This window comes from Psychrobacter sp. ANT206 (assembly GCF_056880555.1).
In genome coordinates this window covers 611,761-629,000 of the sequence record NZ_CP096271.1, presented here as the reverse complement: position 1 = coordinate 629,000, position 17,240 = coordinate 611,761, and the positions used below count along the sequence as shown (strand labels likewise).

30 protein-coding genes are annotated in these 17,240 nt (G+C 43.1%); 1 reads left to right on the top strand and 29 read right to left on the bottom strand.

From position 1 onward, the window contains the following. Positions 1-112: 112 nt before the first annotated feature. Positions 113-730: an L-threonylcarbamoyladenylate synthase gene (locus M0221_RS02705; protein WP_483284276.1), complete on the top strand. Its 618-nt coding sequence runs from the start codon at positions 113-115 to the stop codon at positions 728-730. 121 nt (positions 731-851) lie between these two features. Here M0221_RS02705 and rplQ read toward each other — a convergent pair whose 3' ends face one another. The 29 genes from rplQ to M0221_RS02560 form a co-directional block, all read right to left on the bottom strand. Next, complete coding sequence (gene rplQ, locus M0221_RS02700; RefSeq protein ID WP_011279809.1) at positions 852-1,211, bottom strand: 50S ribosomal protein L17; 360 nt, start codon at positions 1,209-1,211, stop codon at positions 852-854. A 19-nt stretch (positions 1,212-1,230) separates the two neighbouring features. Then, on the bottom strand, positions 1,231-2,238 hold the full coding sequence (locus M0221_RS02695; protein WP_011279808.1) for a DNA-directed RNA polymerase subunit alpha: 1,008 nt from the start codon (positions 2,236-2,238) through the stop codon (positions 1,231-1,233). Between the two features lie 81 nt (positions 2,239-2,319). Continuing rightward, complete coding sequence (gene rpsD, locus M0221_RS02690) at positions 2,320-2,961, bottom strand: 30S ribosomal protein S4 (RefSeq protein WP_011512865.1); 642 nt, start codon at positions 2,959-2,961, stop codon at positions 2,320-2,322. A 48-nt stretch (positions 2,962-3,009) separates the two neighbouring features. Further along, on the bottom strand, positions 3,010-3,399 hold the full coding sequence (gene rpsK / locus M0221_RS02685) for a 30S ribosomal protein S11 (protein ID WP_010196728.1): 390 nt from the start codon (positions 3,397-3,399) through the stop codon (positions 3,010-3,012). A 20-nt stretch (positions 3,400-3,419) separates the two neighbouring features. Continuing rightward, positions 3,420-3,776: a 30S ribosomal protein S13 gene (gene rpsM, locus M0221_RS02680; RefSeq protein ID WP_011512864.1), complete on the bottom strand. Its 357-nt coding sequence runs from the start codon at positions 3,774-3,776 to the stop codon at positions 3,420-3,422. 257 nt (positions 3,777-4,033) lie between these two features. Continuing rightward, on the bottom strand, positions 4,034-4,150 hold the full coding sequence (rpmJ, locus tag M0221_RS02675; RefSeq protein ID WP_010196721.1) for a 50S ribosomal protein L36: 117 nt from the start codon (positions 4,148-4,150) through the stop codon (positions 4,034-4,036). 32 nt (positions 4,151-4,182) lie between these two features. Continuing rightward, complete coding sequence (gene secY / locus M0221_RS02670) at positions 4,183-5,514, bottom strand: preprotein translocase subunit SecY (RefSeq protein WP_011512863.1); 1,332 nt, start codon at positions 5,512-5,514, stop codon at positions 4,183-4,185. Between the two features lie 19 nt (positions 5,515-5,533). Further along, positions 5,534-5,974: a 50S ribosomal protein L15 gene (gene rplO / locus M0221_RS02665; protein WP_011512862.1), complete on the bottom strand. Its 441-nt coding sequence runs from the start codon at positions 5,972-5,974 to the stop codon at positions 5,534-5,536. Further along, on the bottom strand, positions 5,974-6,153 hold the full coding sequence (gene rpmD / locus M0221_RS02660; protein WP_011512861.1) for a 50S ribosomal protein L30: 180 nt from the start codon (positions 6,151-6,153) through the stop codon (positions 5,974-5,976). The genes rplO and rpmD overlap by 1 nt, the downstream gene beginning before the upstream one ends. Before the next feature lie 20 nt (positions 6,154-6,173). Then, positions 6,174-6,689: a 30S ribosomal protein S5 gene (rpsE, locus tag M0221_RS02655; protein WP_010196711.1), complete on the bottom strand. Its 516-nt coding sequence runs from the start codon at positions 6,687-6,689 to the stop codon at positions 6,174-6,176. Positions 6,690-6,691: 2 nt separating this feature from the next. After that, positions 6,692-7,042 carry a 50S ribosomal protein L18 gene (gene rplR, locus M0221_RS02650; RefSeq protein WP_011279801.1) on the bottom strand — a complete coding sequence of 117 codons (351 nt, stop codon included), beginning with the start codon at positions 7,040-7,042 and terminating at the stop codon, positions 6,692-6,694. 11 nt (positions 7,043-7,053) lie between these two features. Beyond that, positions 7,054-7,587 carry a 50S ribosomal protein L6 gene (rplF, locus tag M0221_RS02645; protein ID WP_011512860.1) on the bottom strand — a complete coding sequence of 178 codons (534 nt, stop codon included), beginning with the start codon at positions 7,585-7,587 and terminating at the stop codon, positions 7,054-7,056. A gap of 174 nt (positions 7,588-7,761) precedes the next feature. Next, positions 7,762-8,160: a 30S ribosomal protein S8 gene (rpsH, locus tag M0221_RS02640; RefSeq protein WP_011512859.1), complete on the bottom strand. Its 399-nt coding sequence runs from the start codon at positions 8,158-8,160 to the stop codon at positions 7,762-7,764. A gap of 11 nt (positions 8,161-8,171) precedes the next feature. Continuing rightward, entirely contained in the window at positions 8,172-8,477 is a 306-nt protein-coding gene (gene rpsN / locus M0221_RS02635; protein ID WP_011279798.1) for a 30S ribosomal protein S14, read from the bottom strand. A 12-nt stretch (positions 8,478-8,489) separates the two neighbouring features. Next, the gene (gene rplE, locus M0221_RS02630; protein ID WP_011512858.1) at positions 8,490-9,026 is read right to left on the bottom strand and encodes a 50S ribosomal protein L5; all 537 of its coding nucleotides are present in this window, start codon (positions 9,024-9,026) and stop codon (positions 8,490-8,492) included. 21 nt (positions 9,027-9,047) lie between these two features. After that, positions 9,048-9,365, bottom strand: a complete 318-nt coding sequence (rplX, locus tag M0221_RS02625; RefSeq protein ID WP_011512857.1) for a 50S ribosomal protein L24 — start codon at positions 9,363-9,365, stop codon at positions 9,048-9,050. An 8-nt stretch (positions 9,366-9,373) separates the two neighbouring features. Continuing rightward, positions 9,374-9,742, bottom strand: a complete 369-nt coding sequence (gene rplN, locus M0221_RS02620) for a 50S ribosomal protein L14 (RefSeq protein WP_010196702.1) — start codon at positions 9,740-9,742, stop codon at positions 9,374-9,376. Positions 9,743-9,923: 181 nt separating this feature from the next. After that, complete coding sequence (gene rpsQ / locus M0221_RS02615) at positions 9,924-10,199, bottom strand: 30S ribosomal protein S17 (protein WP_011512856.1); 276 nt, start codon at positions 10,197-10,199, stop codon at positions 9,924-9,926. Continuing rightward, positions 10,196-10,393 (bottom strand): 50S ribosomal protein L29, encoded by a 198-nt coding sequence (gene rpmC / locus M0221_RS02610; protein WP_011279794.1) that lies wholly within the window; start codon positions 10,391-10,393, stop codon positions 10,196-10,198. The genes rpsQ and rpmC overlap by 4 nt, the downstream gene beginning before the upstream one ends. Further along, positions 10,393-10,806 (bottom strand): 50S ribosomal protein L16, encoded by a 414-nt coding sequence (gene rplP, locus M0221_RS02605; RefSeq protein WP_011512855.1) that lies wholly within the window; start codon positions 10,804-10,806, stop codon positions 10,393-10,395. Before rplP ends, rpmC begins: the two co-directional genes overlap by 1 nt. Before the next feature lie 3 nt (positions 10,807-10,809). Continuing rightward, positions 10,810-11,538, bottom strand: a complete 729-nt coding sequence (gene rpsC, locus M0221_RS02600) for a 30S ribosomal protein S3 (RefSeq protein WP_011512854.1) — start codon at positions 11,536-11,538, stop codon at positions 10,810-10,812. A gap of 3 nt (positions 11,539-11,541) precedes the next feature. Further along, positions 11,542-11,871: a 50S ribosomal protein L22 gene (rplV, locus tag M0221_RS02595; RefSeq protein ID WP_010196689.1), complete on the bottom strand. Its 330-nt coding sequence runs from the start codon at positions 11,869-11,871 to the stop codon at positions 11,542-11,544. 10 nt (positions 11,872-11,881) lie between these two features. Beyond that, on the bottom strand, positions 11,882-12,157 hold the full coding sequence (gene rpsS, locus M0221_RS02590) for a 30S ribosomal protein S19 (protein ID WP_011279791.1): 276 nt from the start codon (positions 12,155-12,157) through the stop codon (positions 11,882-11,884). 12 nt (positions 12,158-12,169) lie between these two features. Further along, positions 12,170-12,997, bottom strand: coding sequence for a 50S ribosomal protein L2 (gene rplB / locus M0221_RS02585; RefSeq protein ID WP_011512853.1), 828 nt, complete (start codon positions 12,995-12,997; stop codon positions 12,170-12,172). An 11-nt stretch (positions 12,998-13,008) separates the two neighbouring features. Further along, positions 13,009-13,359, bottom strand: coding sequence for a 50S ribosomal protein L23 (gene rplW / locus M0221_RS02580; RefSeq protein ID WP_011279789.1), 351 nt, complete (start codon positions 13,357-13,359; stop codon positions 13,009-13,011). Then, the gene (gene rplD / locus M0221_RS02575) at positions 13,356-13,958 is read right to left on the bottom strand and encodes a 50S ribosomal protein L4 (protein ID WP_011512852.1); all 603 of its coding nucleotides are present in this window, start codon (positions 13,956-13,958) and stop codon (positions 13,356-13,358) included. The genes rplW and rplD overlap by 4 nt, the downstream gene beginning before the upstream one ends. Before the next feature lie 14 nt (positions 13,959-13,972). Next, entirely contained in the window at positions 13,973-14,611 is a 639-nt protein-coding gene (gene rplC, locus M0221_RS02570; RefSeq protein WP_011512851.1) for a 50S ribosomal protein L3, read from the bottom strand. Positions 14,612-14,659: 48 nt separating this feature from the next. Next, positions 14,660-14,971, bottom strand: coding sequence for a 30S ribosomal protein S10 (gene rpsJ / locus M0221_RS02565; RefSeq protein WP_010196670.1), 312 nt, complete (start codon positions 14,969-14,971; stop codon positions 14,660-14,662). A 486-nt stretch (positions 14,972-15,457) separates the two neighbouring features. Beyond that, positions 15,458-17,044, bottom strand: coding sequence for an Rne/Rng family ribonuclease (locus M0221_RS02560; RefSeq protein WP_263240690.1), 1,587 nt, complete (start codon positions 17,042-17,044; stop codon positions 15,458-15,460). Between the last annotated feature and the right edge of the window lie 196 nt (positions 17,045-17,240).

Sequence of the window (17,240 nt, the reverse complement as noted above, 5' to 3'; positions counted from 1 at the left end):
AAAGCCGTATTTTAACCTTAAGTACAAAAAGCAAAGTTCATCTTAAACAAATTTTTATCATCACCATCTGCCCAATAACCAAATTCTAATAATTATAAAATAAGGAATTATTATGCAAGTATTTTATATTCATCCAGAAAATCCACAGCCACGGCTGATTGAGCAAGTAGCAGATTTATTACGTAAAGATCAATTGATTATTTATCCGACTGATACCAGTTACGCTTTCGGCTGTCGCTTGGGCGCAAAAGATGCCTTGGAAAAACTAAAACAAATACGCGCACTTGATGATAAACATCAATTCACCCTACTTTGTCGTGATCTAAGTGAGATTGCGAATTACGCTGCAGTAGACAATGTCCAATTTAAACAGCTCAAAGCGCATACACCAGCACCAATTACCTTTATTTTAAACGCCACCAAAGATGTACCTAAGAAGCTGGCACATGCAAAGAAAAAAACCATTGGTATTCGTGTTCCAAGTAATGCTATTGCCCAAGCTTTATTAGAAGCGATGGATGAACCTATTTTAACCAGCTCATTAATATTACCGAATCGTGATGATATATTAGATGACCCTTTCGAGATCGAAGAATTATTAGGCAATCAGATAGATGGGCTAATTAATGCTGGCATTAAAACCACCAAACTCACGACCATCGTCGATATGACTAGTAGCCAGCCAGAAATCATTCGGCAAGGTGCTGCTGATGTGAACTCATTGCTGTAGATATAGACATACTGTAAGTATTTAAATATGCACTTCCCTAACGATCATACAAAAATTTAAACGAAAAAAAGCTCCAATTCAATTGGAGCTTTTTTATATACATATTTTGGTTATTGTAAAATTAGTCGCGATCAACCAATTCTACATAAGCCATAGGCGCATTGTCACCATCACGGTAACCACATTTTACGATACGCAAATAACCACCTGGACGAGCTTGGTAACGAGGACCAAGAGTACCAAATAATTTGCCTACCATAGCTTTGCTACGCATACGGCTAAATGCCAAGCGACGGTTAGCAACGCTGTCTTCTTTAGCCATAGTGATCAATGGCTCAGCAACGCGACGTAACTCTTTTGCTTTTGGTAAAGTTGTTTTGATCAGTTCATGCTCAAATAATGAGTTGGTCATGTTCTGAAACATTGCCTTACGATGACTGCCGGTACGACCCAGCTTGACTCCACTCTTACGATGGCGCATAGTCAAAAATCCTTAAAGTTTAACGGCTACGATAAGAAAAGCGATCATCAACACGTAAATCAGCTGGTGGCCAGTTATCTAGGCGCATACCAAGCTCCAAATCTTTAGACGCTAGTACGTCTTTGATTTCTGTCAATGATTTCTTACCAAGATTTGGGGTTTTTAGAAGTTCAGTCTCTGAACGCTGTACCAAATCACCGATATAGTAAATGTTTTCAGCTTTTAAGCAGTTGGCTGAGCGAACCGTTAGTTCAAGATCGTCCACAGGGCGTAATAGCACCGGATCAACCTCTTCTTTTTCTTTCACAGGCTCAGGCGCTTCTTCAGCTTCTAGGTCAACAAAGATAGAAATCTGTTGTTGTAATATAGTGGCTGCTTTACGAATTGCTTCTTCTGGATCTATAGTGCCATTTGTTTCAAGCTCAATGATAAGACGATCAAGATCGGTACGTTGTTCTACACGTGCGTTCTCAACCTGATAAGCAACACGAAGCACAGGACTAAAACTTGCATCAAGCTTTAAGCGTCCAATTGCTTTAGTATCACCATCTTCACGGCGCTGGTTTGCTGGCTCATATCCACGACCCATCACTACGCGCAAACGCATCTTTAGATGACCACGGTCACTCAATGTACCCAATACCAATTCTGGATTGATGATGTCTACATTGTGCGGTAACGTGATGTCTGCAGCAGTGATAGTGCCTGGACCTTGTTTATCCAAGGTCAAAAATACTTCATTTTGGTCATGAAGGGTGATTGCTAAGCCTTTTAAGTTCAAAAGCAAATCAAGCACGTCTTCTTGTAGTCCTTCAAGCGTTGAGTATTCATGGTCAACACCATCAATCTCAGCTTCAATGACTGCAGCACCAGGTAATGAAGATAACAAGATGCGACGTAAGGCATTACCCAAGGTATGCCCAAAGCCGCGTTCTAACGGTTCGAGCGTGACTTTCGCAATCGTTTCATTAACCGTATCCACGTTGATGGCGTTCGGCGTTAGAAACTCAGTTGCATTTAGCATCATGATGTCACCTCGATTTATTAAACTGGTTTAATTAACGTTAATTGCTCAATGCCATGTGAACAGCATCGAGCAGTACGTTACTTACTTAGAGTATAGCTCAACGATTAAGCTTTCGTTGATTTCAGCAGGTAGATCAATACGATCAGGCGCTTTTTTGAACGTGCCCTGTAATTTGCTGTGATCAACATCTAGCCATTCTGGAATACCACGTTGGGTAGCCAGCTCAATTGCGTTTTTAATACGTAATTGCTCGCGAGACTTCTCTTGGATAGCGATGACATCACCATCTTGCAACTGAATTGATGGAATATTCACACGAATAAACTCATCACGGCCAGCTTTTTTCACCATAACAGTACGATGGCTAACTAGCTGACGTGCTTCAGCGCGCGTAGAGCCAAAGCCCATACGATATACTACGTTATCAAGACGGCTCTCAAGCATTGCTAACAAGTTTTCACCAGTAGCACCACGCTTACGAGCAGCTTCTTTGTAGTAGTTTGCAAACTGACGCTCTAATACACCGTAGATACGCTTAACTTTTTGTTTTTCACGTAACTGTAGAGAGTATTCTGAACTTTTGTTACGACTAACACCATGTTGACCAGGTGGACGAGCCGATTTTTTCGTTTTTACGTCGTATGGTTTAACACCAGACTTAAGACCTAAGTCAGTGCCTTCACGACGTGATAATTTGAGTTTTGGTCCAATATAACGGGCCATTGTTATGTCTCCTATAAGCTTCTATTATAAAAAGCTTCGTCTTTAATATTAGACGCGGCGCTTTTTCGGCGCACGGCAACCATTGTGTGGGATTGGGGTTACATCAGAGATGCTGTTGACTTTATAACCCAATGCACCTAGTGCTCTTACCGCAGACTCACGACCCGGTCCTGGTCCTTTGACCAAAACATCGATGTTCTTAACACCATATTCTTGAGCCGCTTTACCAGCGACTTCAGCTGCAACCTGAGCTGCAAATGGTGTAGATTTACGTGAACCACGGAAGCCTTGTCCACCTGAAGTGGCCCAAGCCAATGCATTACCTTGACGATCGGTAATCGTAACAATGGTGTTATTAAAAGACGCATGGATATGGGCTATGCCCTCCGATACTGAACGACGAGCCACCTTTTTGCGACTGCGAGTGTCTTTTGCCATCTTTTAGCTTCCTAAGTTAATTATCTTTTGAGAGGGCGTGTCGGACCCTTACGAGTACGAGCGTTGTTCTTGGTATTTTGACCTCTAACTGGTAAGTTACGACGATGGCGGATGCCACGGTAACAACCAAGATCAACCAAGCGCTTGATATTCATTGACACTTCACGACGAAGATCACCTTCAGTCATGTATTCTGCAACTTGTGCACGGATAGCATCTAACTGTGTATCATCTAACTGACTGACTTTAGTACTAGGGGCAATGCCAACTGCTTCTAAGATTTTCTGAGCAGTGGTACGACCTACACCAAAGATGTAAGTTAGTGAAATAACAGCATGCTTATTATCCGGAATGTTTACGCCGGCAATACGAGCCATTGATTTCTCTCCATTAAAGAAAAATACCCTTATTCATTAAAATAAAGTGTTATTTTTCAGATTTGTTGCTGTCAATACTAAAGCTTTTATAATTATTATCGCTGCTTCGAGTTGGTAAACCAATCTATTCATTGATCATTTCATAAAAGATTTTGCATAAACTACGGCAAGTGGCGGATGATATCGCATCCGCCGTCATTTTTCAAGTATTAATTTAATAAGCAAGCCAATCACTTAAAACTGACTTGCTTAAATTATTAACCTTGGCGTTGCTTGTGGCGAGGTTCTGCGGTACAAATGATATGTACACGGCCTTTACGGCGCACAACTTTACAGCTACCACAAATCTTTTTAACTGATGCTTGAACTTTCATAGCATACTCCTTTGAGATATCGTACCGCTCATTTAAGGTTGAGTGGGCGATTGAATTAACGTCTGATCATGATATTGATGGGTCATCAAATGCGCTTGAATCTGCGAGATGAAGTCCATTACCACAACCACCATAATCAGTAACGACGTACCACCAAGTTGAAACGGCACACCAAACGATGACTGCACGACCATTGGCATTAAACAAATAACCGTCATATACATCGCGCCAATAAAGGTCAATCGGTTTAATACATGATCGAGGTAACGCTGAGTTTGTTGTCCTGGGCGAATACCTGGGATATAAGCACCACTACGTTTAAGGTTTTCAGCAACTTCACGCGGACTAAATACCAATGCCGTGTAGAAGTAACAGAAAAAGATAATCATTGCACCAAATAGAACGAGATACAGCGGCTGTCCTGGGGACAACACCAATGCCATATTTTGCAATATCTTTTGTGTCAAGGTAGGATCAGGCGATTGACCAACCCACTGCCCTAAACTTGCAGGAAACAATAGCAATGAGCTAGCAAAAATAGCAGGAATAACCCCTGCCATATTTAGTTTCAACGGCAAATGTGATTGCTGCTGAGCGTAAATCTTGCGACCTTGCTGTTGTTTTTGCGCATAATTGACAGGAACACGGCGCTGAGCACGTTCAATATAGACGATACCCGCAGTAACCGCGACACCTAACAGTGCAAAGATAAAGAGGACAATCAAGTTCATTTGACCTTGGTTGACCTGTTCAATAGACTGCGAAATCATACCTGGCGTACCAGCCACAATACTCGCAAAAATGAGCATTGAGATACCATTACCTACGCCGCGCTCTGTAATCTGCTCACCAAGCCACATTAAGAACATAGCACCAGCTACCAATGAAGTAACCGCTGGAATATAGAAAGTCAGACCAGAAGATAAAGTAAGATTTTGGCTGATTAAGCCAGCACACATCCCTAATGACTGTACTAGAGCTAATGCAAGTGTCCCTTGACGGGTATACTTGTTTAGCTTACGTCGTCCCGCTTCACCCTCTTTTTTGAGAGCTTCAAGCGATGGCAATACCGCAGACATCATCTGTACAATAATCGATGCTGAGATATATGGCATAATACCAAGTGCCATGATGGACATACGCTCTAGTGCACCACCTGAGAACATATTAAACATGCTCAGGATGGTATTTTCGTTGCGCGAAAACAGATCAGCCAAGTTAACCGGATTGATACCCGGTACTGGGATATGCGACCCAAAACGATAAACAATCAATGCGCCGATTAAGAATAACAAACGCGTCCATAGCTCATCATACTTACGTATAAAGGCAAAAGGATTAAGCGGTATACCAGTCGATGACATTGATTGCTTTGACACGTTACTACTCCTCGATGCTACCACCAGCAGCTTCGATTGCTTGCTTAGCGCCTTTAGTCACTTTGATACCTTTAAAAGTATAAGCTTTAGTGACTTCACCTGACAACATAACGCGCGCACGCTTCATGTCACGACGGATAAGGTTAGCAGCTTTCAAAGTTTCAATACTAACGACATCGCCTTCAATTTGGCTCAGTTCAGACAGACGAACTTCAGCAGTCGTCATAGCCATTTTACTGGTAAAACCAAATTTTGGTAGACGACGATATAAAGGCATTTGACCACCTTCAAATCCTGAGCGTATGCTAGAACCTGAACGAGATTTCTGACCTTTTACACCACGACCACCAGTTTTACCAAGGCCTGAACCGATACCACGACCACGACGTTGGGCAGTTTTCTTTGCGCCAACACCTGGTGATAATTCATTTAATCTAAGACCCATTACGCTTCCTCCACTTTTACCAAGTAGTTAACGCGATTGACCATACCACGAGTTGAAGGAGTATCTTCTACTACAACAGAATGATTAATACGGCGTAAACCCAATCCTTTCAAGCATGCTTTGTGGCTCTTGAGGCGATGGGCACCCGATTTGAATTGAGTGACTTTCATTTTTTTCATCGTAACTCACCTAGTCTAAGTTAACCCAAGATTTCGTCTACAGATTTACCACGTTTTGCTGCCATCTTTTCTGGAGTTGACATATCACGTAAACCGTTAAACGTTGCACGAACAACGTTAGCAGTGTTGGTAGAACCATAACATTTAGTCAAAACATCTTTGACACCAGCAACTTCTAATACAGCACGCATAGCGCCACCAGCGATTACGCCAGTACCTTCAGATGCAGGTTGCATATAGACTTTACTAGCACCATGACGTGCTTTGATCGGATGATACAAAGTTGCATCATTTAGCTCAACAGTAATCATATTACGTTTGGCAGCTTCTAGTGCTTTTTGAATGGCAGCTGGCACTTCACGTGCTTTACCGCGACCAAAACCAACGCGACCATTACCATCACCAACTACAGTTAGTGCAGTAAAAGAGAAAATACGACCACCTTTAACAACTTTTGCAACGCGATCAACGGTAACTAAGCGTTCTACTAGACCGTCAGTCTGTTCATTTTTATCATTTTTATCATTTCTAGCCATGATTAAAACTCCAATCCGTTTTCGCGAGCAGCTTCAGCTAAAGCTTTTACTCGACCATGATATTTAAAACCACTACGGTCAAATGCAACTTTAGTAATGCCAGCTGCTTTTGCGCGTTCTGCGATCATTTGGCCTACAGACGTCGCTGCATCAGCGTTACCAGTCGCGCCTGAACGCAAGCTGCTGTCTAAGGTAGATGCCTGAGCAATCACTTCACCACCGTTCGGAGAGATAATCTGGGCATAGATGTGTCTTGGCGTACGATTAACCGTTAGACGATGAACGCCCAAAAAACGGATATGTGCGCGGGTTTTCTTAGCTCGACGTAGACGAGCTGCTTTTTTATCAAACATTTCAACTCACCTTATTTTTTCTTGGCTTCTTTGCGAATCACATGCTCGTCACTATAACGAATACCTTTACCTTTGTAAGGCTCAGGTGGGCGGAAACCGCGGATATCGGCTGCTGCTTGACCAAGCTGCTGCTTATCGTTTGATTTTAAAACGATTTCAGTTTGCGTTGGAGTTTCAGCTGATACACCTTCAGGTAACGTATATTCTACTGGATGTGAGTAACCAACGTTTAGCGTTACTTTATTACCAGCAGCTTGAGCACGGTAACCAACACCAATCAACTGAAGACGTTTTTCAAAGCCTTCGTTAACGCCTATTACTAAATTATTTAGTAAAGAGCGCATGGTGCCAGTATGCATCATCGCTTCTTTTGAATCGACTGTAGGTGAGAAAATGATTGCATCATCTTCCTGTTTCAGCTCGACCAATTCATGCAGGCGTAAAGACATATTGCCGTTCTTGCCTTTAACTTCGACCTGCCGATCGTTCAAAGTAACGCTTACGCCGTTTGGCAGCGTCACTGGGGCTTTAGCCACACGAGACATAGGAATATTCCTTAGAAAATTAACTTCTTTATATTAGCGAAAAAACTAACAGGCTAAAAAGCGTGTTAGTTTAGCATAGTTGACCGCGTTAGACACCTATCAATGTTAAATAATTTATCACTACCACATTGATAGAAGCCTAACAGCGTCAAATAGACTTTATCGTCGTGTAGCTTACGCTACAAATGCGACGACTTCACCACCGATACCAGCAGCACGTGCAGCACGATCAGTCATGATGCCTTGGCTAGTTGATACGATAGCAACACCCATACCTTGCTTAACAGTAGGGATAGCGTCTTTACCGCGATGCTGGCGTAAACCAGGACGGCTAAAACGTTGAATCGTTTCGATGACAGCTTTGCCTTCAAAGTATTTTAATACGATGGTCAAAGTTGCTTTGTTGTTGTTTTCTTCAGTAACAACAGCGCTAGCAACATAACCTTCGTTAACCAACAAATCAGCGATTGATTTGCGTAGCTTAGAGTTCGGCATTGCTACCGATACTTTATTAGCCATTTGTGCGTTGCGAATACGGGTTAGCATATCCCCAACGGTATCTTGCATACTCATATAGTTACCCCTTACCAGCTTGCTTTACGAACACCAGGCACATCGCCTTGCATGACACGCTCACGCAGCATATTGCGTGATAAGCCAAACTTGCGGAAGTAACCGTGAGGACGACCCGTGATAGCACAACGATTGCGCAGACGTACTGGTGATGCGTTACGTGGTAAAGCTTGTAGCTCTAGCATCGCTTCCATACGAGTTTCGTCACTTGCAGTCATATCACTGATAGTTTCTTTTAGCTTGATACGCTTATCAGCGTATTTAGCAACCATTTTTTCGCGCTTTAATTCGCGGTTAATCATGCTCTTCTTTGCCATAACGTCTTTACCTTATTTAAATGGGAAGCCGAAAGCTTTAAGCAACGCACGACCTTCTTCATCAGATTGAGCTGACGTAGTAATTGTCACATCCATACCACGGATACGATCAATCTTGTCAAAGTCTACTTCTGGGAATACGATTTGTTCTTTGATACCCAATGAGTAGTTACCACGTCCGTCAAAGGCTTTAGGAGAAAAACCACGGAAATCACGAATACGAGGAATTGCAATGGCAATGAGACGATCTAAAAATTCGTACATTTGCTCACCGCGTAGCGTTACTTTACAGCCAATTGGCCATTCTTCACGAATTTTAAAGCCAGCAACTGATTTACGCGCTTTGGTGACTACAGGTTTTTGACCAGCAATAGCAGTCATATCAGCCACAGCACCTTCAAGCAATTTCTTGTCTTGAGACGCGCCGCCTACACCCATATTTAGTGTGATTTTAGTGATTTTTGGCACTTGCATCACATTCGCCAAACCAAGTTCTTCTTTGATTTGCTGTTTTAATTCTTCGTTATATAAAGATTTTAATCTTGCCATTACCATTACACCCTTAGTGTCTTACGCAGTCGCCACTACTTCACCGTTCGAACGATACAGGCGTTGTTTCTTGCCGTCTTCGCCGAACTGATAAGTAATACGATCAGCTTTTTGGGTTTGCGCATTTAAGATTGCGACATTTGAGATATGCAGAAAAGCTTCTTGCTTAAGAATGCCGCCTTCAACGCCAGTTGCCTGATTTGGCTTCTGATGTTTAGTGACAATGTTAATGCCTTCAACTTTAATACGATCGTTTTTTACAGCTTGTACAGTACCTTGCTTGCCTTTGTCTTTCCCAGCAATCACGATAACTGTATCGCCTTTACGTAATTTTGACATGGATTACCTCACAATACTTCTGGTGCTAGTGATACAATTTTCATAAACTGATCACCACGTAGTTCACGAGTTACCGGTCCAAAAATACGAGTTGCAATCGGCGCTTTGTTTTGGTTCAACAATACCGCAGCATTGTCGTCAAAACGTAATACCGAACCATCAGGACGACGAACGCCTTTTTTGGTACGTACAACTACCGCATTCATCACGTCGCCTTTTTTAACACGACCGCGAGGAATGGCTTCTTTAACCGTTACTTTAATAATGTCGCCAACTGATGCATAACGACGATGAGAGCCACCCAGTACTTTAATGCACTGAACTCGTCTTGCACCGCTATTATCTGCAACTTCCAGCATAGATTCAACCTGAATCATAGCGTTACTCCACACGTATGAGCAATAAAAACCAGTTGCTGCCGCTAGCACAGTATGAGTAGTCGGCATTTTAATATTAATAACCGCTGCTACTCTTAATGTGAGTGATATACGCTCGGCGCAATCAGTATCCTTAAAAAGGCAGCTATTTTAACAGCTTCTGGCTTTTAATGCAATTTACTTAGATTTTTTCTACTTTTTCAACCACATCAACCAAAGTCCAAGACTTGGTTTTTGAGATTGGACGCGTTTCTTTGATGCGGACAAGATCGCCTTGTTGGCAAACATTATTCTCATCATGTGCTTTGATTTTAGTAGAACGACGAAGCTGCTTGCCATATAAAGGATGACGAACCAGACGCTCAATCAAAACCGTGATGGACTTGTCCATCTTGTCACTGACAACTCGTCCTGTCAGAACACTAGCATTGGTCGTTGCTTGATTGTTATCGCTCATGAGTCGCCTCGTTGTTTCTCGTTAATCAAAGTCTGAAGCTGAGCAATCGCACGACGATTGACACGTACTTCATGGGTATTCCCCAACTGACCAGTTGCTTTAGCCATACGAATACGGAAAGCATCAAGTTGCTTTTCATCAAGTAACTGGGTCAGTTCTTCTAATGATTTATCACGTAATTCACTGATCTTCATTACATTATCGTCCGCTTAACAATGGTAGTTTTAAAGGGCAGTTTAGCTGCAGCAAGCGTTAACGCTTCGCGAGCAAGCTCTTCTGAAATCCCTTCAAGCTCATATAGTATTTTACCAGGTTTGATTTCGCATACCCAATATTCTACAGGACCTTTACCTTTACCCATACGTACTTCTAATGGTTTATTGGTAATTGGTTTGTCTGGGAAAACGCGAATCCAAATCTTACCGCCACGCTTAATTTTACGAGTGATGGTACGGCGTGCTGCTTCAATTTGACGGGCAGTCATACGACCACGAGTCAAAGATTTTAGACCAATTTGTCCGAATGCAACGGTGCTTCCACGATGAGCTAGCCCAGTGTTACGACCTTTGTGCATTTTACGAAACTTGGTACGTTTTGGCTGTAACATAGTTTAACCTCTGTCTGTGTTTCGACGGTTTCCGTTTCCACGACCACGGCGTTTTGGCGCACGAGTCTGCTCTTCTTTAACGGGATTGTATACACTGTTCATACCGTCAAGGATTTCGCCACGGAAGATCCAAACTTTTACACCGATGGTGCCGTAAGTGGTTTCCGCACGTACTGACGAATAGTCGATATCAGCGCGTAGTGTATGCAGTGGCACACGACCTTCACGGTACCATTCAGTACGAGCAATCTCAGCACCGCCAAGACGACCAGACAGCTCAACTTTAATACCTTTAGCACCAGAACGCATGCTGTTCTGTACCGCACGCTTCATAGCACGGCGGAACATAACACGACGCTCAAGCTGACTTGCGATGCCTTCCGCTACTAAATGAGCATCAAGATCAGGCGAGGTGATTTCTTCAATGTTGACCTGAGCAGGTACGCCCATAATTTTGGTCAATTCTTTTTGAAGTCTTTCAATATCTTCGCCTTTCTTACCGATAACAATACCAGGACGCGCAGTGGCGATGGTAATCTTAGCAGCACCAGTAGGACGCTCAATCATGATCTTGCTAATCATAGCACTATCAAGTTTCTTGCGCAGATATTCACGAACCTGAATGTCGTTAATTAGGTATTCTGAGTATTGTTTAGGGCTAGCATACCAGTTTGCGTTATGCTTTTTTACAACACCAAGACGAATTCCGATTGGATGTACTTTTTGTCCCATAACTTATTCCCCTACCTTTATAGTGATGTGACAGGTACGCTTACTGATACGATCAGCGCGACCTTTAGCACGTGGTAGGATACGTTTTAGCGTAATGCCTTCATCAACGTAGATGGTTGATACTTTAAGAGTATCGATATCTAAACCGTTGTTGTTTTCAGCATTGGCGATGGCAGAGTTAAGACATTTCTTAACAAAAACCGCGCCTTTTTTATTGCTATACGTTAGGATATCCAAAGCACGCTCAATAGATTTGCCACGAACTTCATCAGCAACGAGTCTAACTTTTTGTGCCGATATGGCGGCACCGCGTAATTTTGCAGTTACTTCCATGGTAAGCACCTTATCTCTTAGCTTTCTTGTCAATGCCGTGACCACGATATGTACGAGTCGGGGCAAATTCACCTAGTTTATGACCAACCATCTGTTCACTTACGATAACCGGTACATGAGTACGGCCATTGTGAACAGATAAAGTTAGGCCAACCATTTGTGGCAGAATCATTGAACGGCGCGACCAAGTTTTAATTGGTTTGCGTGAGTTGGTTTCTAATGCAGTTTCAACTTTAGCAAATAAATGCGCGTCTATGAATGGACCTTTTTTCAATGAACGAGGCATGAAATTCTTCCTTTATTTCTTCTTGGCGCGACGGCGGATGATCATGTTGTCAGTACGCTTATTGTGACGCGTTTTAAGTCCTTTAGACTTCTGACCCCAAGGGCTAGTAGGATGGCGACCTTTGTTACGACCTTCACCACCACCATGTGGGTGATCAACCGGGTTCATAGCGACACCACGAACAGAAGGACGAATACCTCTCCAACGTGAAGCACCGGCTTTACCAAGTGATTTCAAGTTGTTTTCAGTATTAGAAACTTCACCGATAACAGCACGGCAATTTACGTGTACACGGCGAGTTTCGCCAGAACGCAAACGAAGAATTGCATAAATACCGTCACGACCTAGTAGCTGAACGCTAGCACCCGCAGCACGAGCCATCTGTGCGCCTTTACCGATTTTAAGTTCGATATTATGGATCACAGTACCTAGTGGTATGTTTTTTAGCGGTAAACAGTTACCTGGACGAATTGGTGATAATTCACCTGACATTACAGTATCGCCAACTGCTTGCTTTTTAGCAGCGATAATATAACGACGTTCGCCGTCAGCGTACTTAAGTAAAGCAATATGCGCAGTACGGTTAGGATCGTATTCAATACGCTCTACTGTAGCTGGGATATTGTCTTTAGTACGTTTAAAATCGATAATACGATAATGTTGCTTATGACCACCGCCGATGTGACGAGTAGTGATACGGCCATTATTGTTACGACCACCGGTCTTGCTTTTTGATTCTAGAAGCGCTGCAAACGGACGACCTTTATAAAGGTGTGGATGCACTACTTTTTCAACAAAACGACGGCCTGGTGATGTTGGCTTTGCTCTTACGATAGGCATGAGTGTAATCCTTATTCGTTATTCGCTGTTTCACTAGTAGAAGCAGTCGTATTTGCGACCTCTTCACCAGCATCAGCCATTTGTACATCTTGACCAGCTTTTAAGGTAACATAGGCTTTTTTGTAGTCATTACGACGGCCGATACTTTTACCAAAACGCTTTGTCTTACCTTTAACGTTCAATGTGTTTACTTTTAAAACTTCAACACCTTCAAACATCATCTCAACTGCTTTTTTAACTTCAAGCTTAGTAGCCTTAGAGTCAATTTTAAATACCTGCACACCAAGTGAGTCGCCAAGCATTTGAGATTTCTCTGAGAATACAGGTCCTCTTAGGATCTGATAAAGTCTTGCGTTATTCATGCTAGTGCTTCCTCAAATTGTTTCGCAGCTTCGACTGTCATGATCACTTTATCAAAAGCGATCAAGCTCACTGGATCCACTTCACTTGTATCAAGTACATTGACATGTGGGATGTTGCGAGCAGCTAAGTATAAGTTTTCGTCAACTTCTTTGGTGACGATCAATGCACGTGATGCATTTAACTCACCTAACTTTGCGATCAGCTCTTTGGTCTTAGGACCAGAAACGCTTATCTCTTCAACCAAAATCAGACGCTCTTGGCGAATCAATTCGGCTAGGATGCACTGCATAGCACCGCGATACATCTTACGGTTAACTTTCTGTGACCAATCTTGTGGCTTAGCCGCGAATGCACGACCGCCCCCACGCCAGATTGGGCTACGAATAGAACCTGCACGAGCGCGACCAGTACCTTTTTGGCGCCATGGCTTAATGCCACCACCAGAAACTTCGGCACGGGTCTTTTGAGCGCGTGTACCTTGGCGAGCACCAGCAAGATATGCGGTGACGACTTGATGCACTAGTGCTTCGTTGAATTCACGACCGAAAGCCGTATCAGAAAGCTCAACTGCCGCCCCTGTAACTGTTTTTAAATCCACGTTAATCCCCTTGCTTAGGCTTTGACTGACGGACGTACGATGACATCGCCACCGGTGGCACCTGGGATAGCACCCTTGATGACAAGTAACCCATTTTCAACATCAACCGATATCACTTCTAGGCCTTGAACGGTAACGCGTTTGTTACCCATCTGACCTGGCATTTTTTTGCCTTTGAAGACTTTACCTGGTGACTGGTTTTGACCAGTTGAACCAATGGCACGGTGAGATACTGAGTTACCATGAGTGGCATCTTGCATGCTGAAGTTGTGACGCTTCACGCCGCCTTGAAAGCCTTTACCTTTACTGTTTCCTGTGACATCAACCATCTGACCTTGTTCGAACAAGTCAGCTAGGATCTCACCACCAATCTCACGACCTTCAAGATCGCTGTCATTGGCACGAAATTCCCAAACACCACGACCAGCGGCAACGCCGGCTTTAGCGAAGTGACCTTTTTGAGCTGCTGTTACGCGGCTGTCACGACGGGTGCCTGTGGTAACTTGGATGGCTTGATAGCCATCTACATCAGTATTTTTTACTTGAGTAATGCGGTTAGCACTGATCTCAACCACTGTTACAGGGATAGATGCGCCTGCTTCAGTGAAGACACGGGTCATGCCGCATTTTTTACCGACTAAACCGATCGCCATTTTAGACCTCTTTATATCTTATATTAATGGGTTGGGTGTTTATGTGCATTAACCCAAAGCAATTTGAACGTCAACACCCGCCGCTAAGTCAAGCTTCATTAGCGCATCCACAGTTTTATCGGTAGGTTGAACAATGTCAACCATACGCTTATGAGTACGAATTTCGTACTGATCACGAGCGTCTTTGTTTACGTGTGGTGAAGTTAGAACGTTGAAGCGCTCAATGCGAGTCGGCAACGGTACAGGACCACAAACTTGCGCACCGGTGCGCTTTGCAGTATCAACAATCTCTTGTGCAGATTGATCAATCAGACGATGATCAAAAGACTTAAGACGGATACGGATTCTCTGGTTAGCCATGCCAGCAAGCTCCTAATATGTGCTTTTGTCATTCTTGCTTTGCAAGGATATGAGCAAAAGCCGTTTGGTTAAATATTCACTTAAAGCGGCCTTCTGTTCTAAACCAGAATGAGTTCTTTATCCGAACTTATAGCGTGCCAAAAGCAAAATAGTTTAAAGCCCCGCCGACCCTTCCATTGTAGGATGTCAGCAAAGGCATAATGAAATAGTGCTAGAAACGATGCTCTAGCTGTCATAGCGCCAGCTGTTTGATTGGCTGCGCATATATAATTCAGTGGTCTGTATTATACATAATAATCAGATGATTGCAAGGGGCTTATTTACAATGATATACACAACTGTTTGATATAAATATTGGTTTCTAAACCAAATCCTCTAACTTTTAACCAATTGCTTACTAATCATCAAAGCTAAACCGTCCCATTAAATGCCCTCAGTTTTCAACATTTGACGGTAATACTTACTATTCAGATCCCGCCTTAATGTTCAATCTAATACTATATCGTATTGTTCTTGGGTATATAAATTCTCAACATCAAAGGTAATCACTCTACCAAGCAAATACTCTAAATCTGCTACCGTATCCGACTCTGAGGTGAGTAATAAATCAATGACTGCGGCATGGGCAACCACCGTAAACTTCTTAGGAGAATTATAGGTACGAGCACAGCGCATGATTTCACGAAATATTTCAAAACAGACCGTCTCAGCGGTTTTGACAAAGCCGCGCCCTTGACAGGTTGAGCAAGGCTCACATAGTTGCTGCCCAAGCGATTCACGAGTACGCTTACGGGTCATTTCTACCAAACCAAGCTCACTGACTTGAGTGATTTTGGTTTTGGCATAGTCTTGTACTAGCTGTGACTGCAAGCTCTCTAAGATATCATCCTTGTGCTGCTGCTCAAGCATATCGATGAAGTCTAGGATAATAATACCGCCTAGATTACGTAAGCGCAGTTGACGGGCTATCGCGTGTGTTGCCTCTAGATTTGTTTTGTAGACGGTATCTTCTAATGAACGCCCACCAACGAATGAGCCAGTATTGACATCAATGGTGGTCATCGCTTCAGTTTGGTCAATAATCAGATAGCCGCCCGACTTTAAATCAACGCGACGTTTGAGCGCATCACGTAAATCATCTTCGACGCGGTGCACATCAAACAGCGACTGCTCAGCGGTATAATGTACTATGCGATCATAGACAAAAGGCACAAATTCTTTGGCAAAGTATCTAACTTGCTCATATATCTGTGAATTATCAATTACGACTTTTTCGGTACCAGCGTGTACCAAATCGCGGATAGAACGCAGTGGTAACGATAATTCTTGATAAATAAGCTCTGAACTTTGATTAGGCTTCATTTCTTGACGACGAGCACATATCGTTCGCCATAGTTGCAAGAGATAGTAGATGTCTTCTTCAAGTTTATCAACGGGGACACGCTCTGCCGCTGTACGTGCAATAAGACCGCCCTTGAGATTGACGGTTTGCATCAGGCTAGTAAGCTCAGTCTTGAGACGGGTACGCTCTTCTTCGCCATCAATACGCTGCGAGATACCGATATGCTCACTCGATGGCAAGTAGACCAGATAGCGAGATGGCAGTGATATATTGGTGGTTAAGCGCGCGCCTTTACTGCCCAGCTGATCTTTGGTGACTTGAACTAAGATACGTTGGCTCTCGTGTAGGCGATGCTGGATGAGAGTTTTCGAAACTGGTACAACTTCTGTGTTCTGCGTACTTATTACAGGCGGCGTAATGGCTAAATCGTCAGCGGTTACCTCTACAATAGTGCGCTCATCATCAGTCTTTTCGACTTTACTGCTTTTGGCAGCTGGACGAGGTTCACGCTGCATATCATTAACGTGTAAGAATGCAGTACGTGACTGACCAATATCGACAAAGGCTGCCTGCATACCCGGCAGAACGCGTACCACTGTACCCAAGTAAATGTTACCAACCAAACCCAGTTTATGATGACGCTCAATATAAATCTCGCCCAAGATACCGTTATCTAGTACGGCAACACGGGACTCCATGGGACTAATATTAATCAGCAGCTCTTCGGACATAGTATTTTCTCTTATCACTTAGCTTTCTGGTGAAGCATTCATAGTTTGGTAGCCTAACAGTGTAACAAATGCCACTTGCTTTTGCCCATGACACAAGCGTGTCATTATGTGCAGATGGCTTAATATCAAGCTTCATCTTAAAGCACTGCTGAATCCATACCCCTGCTCTAAACGTTTTGAGCATGTAAGCTTTATT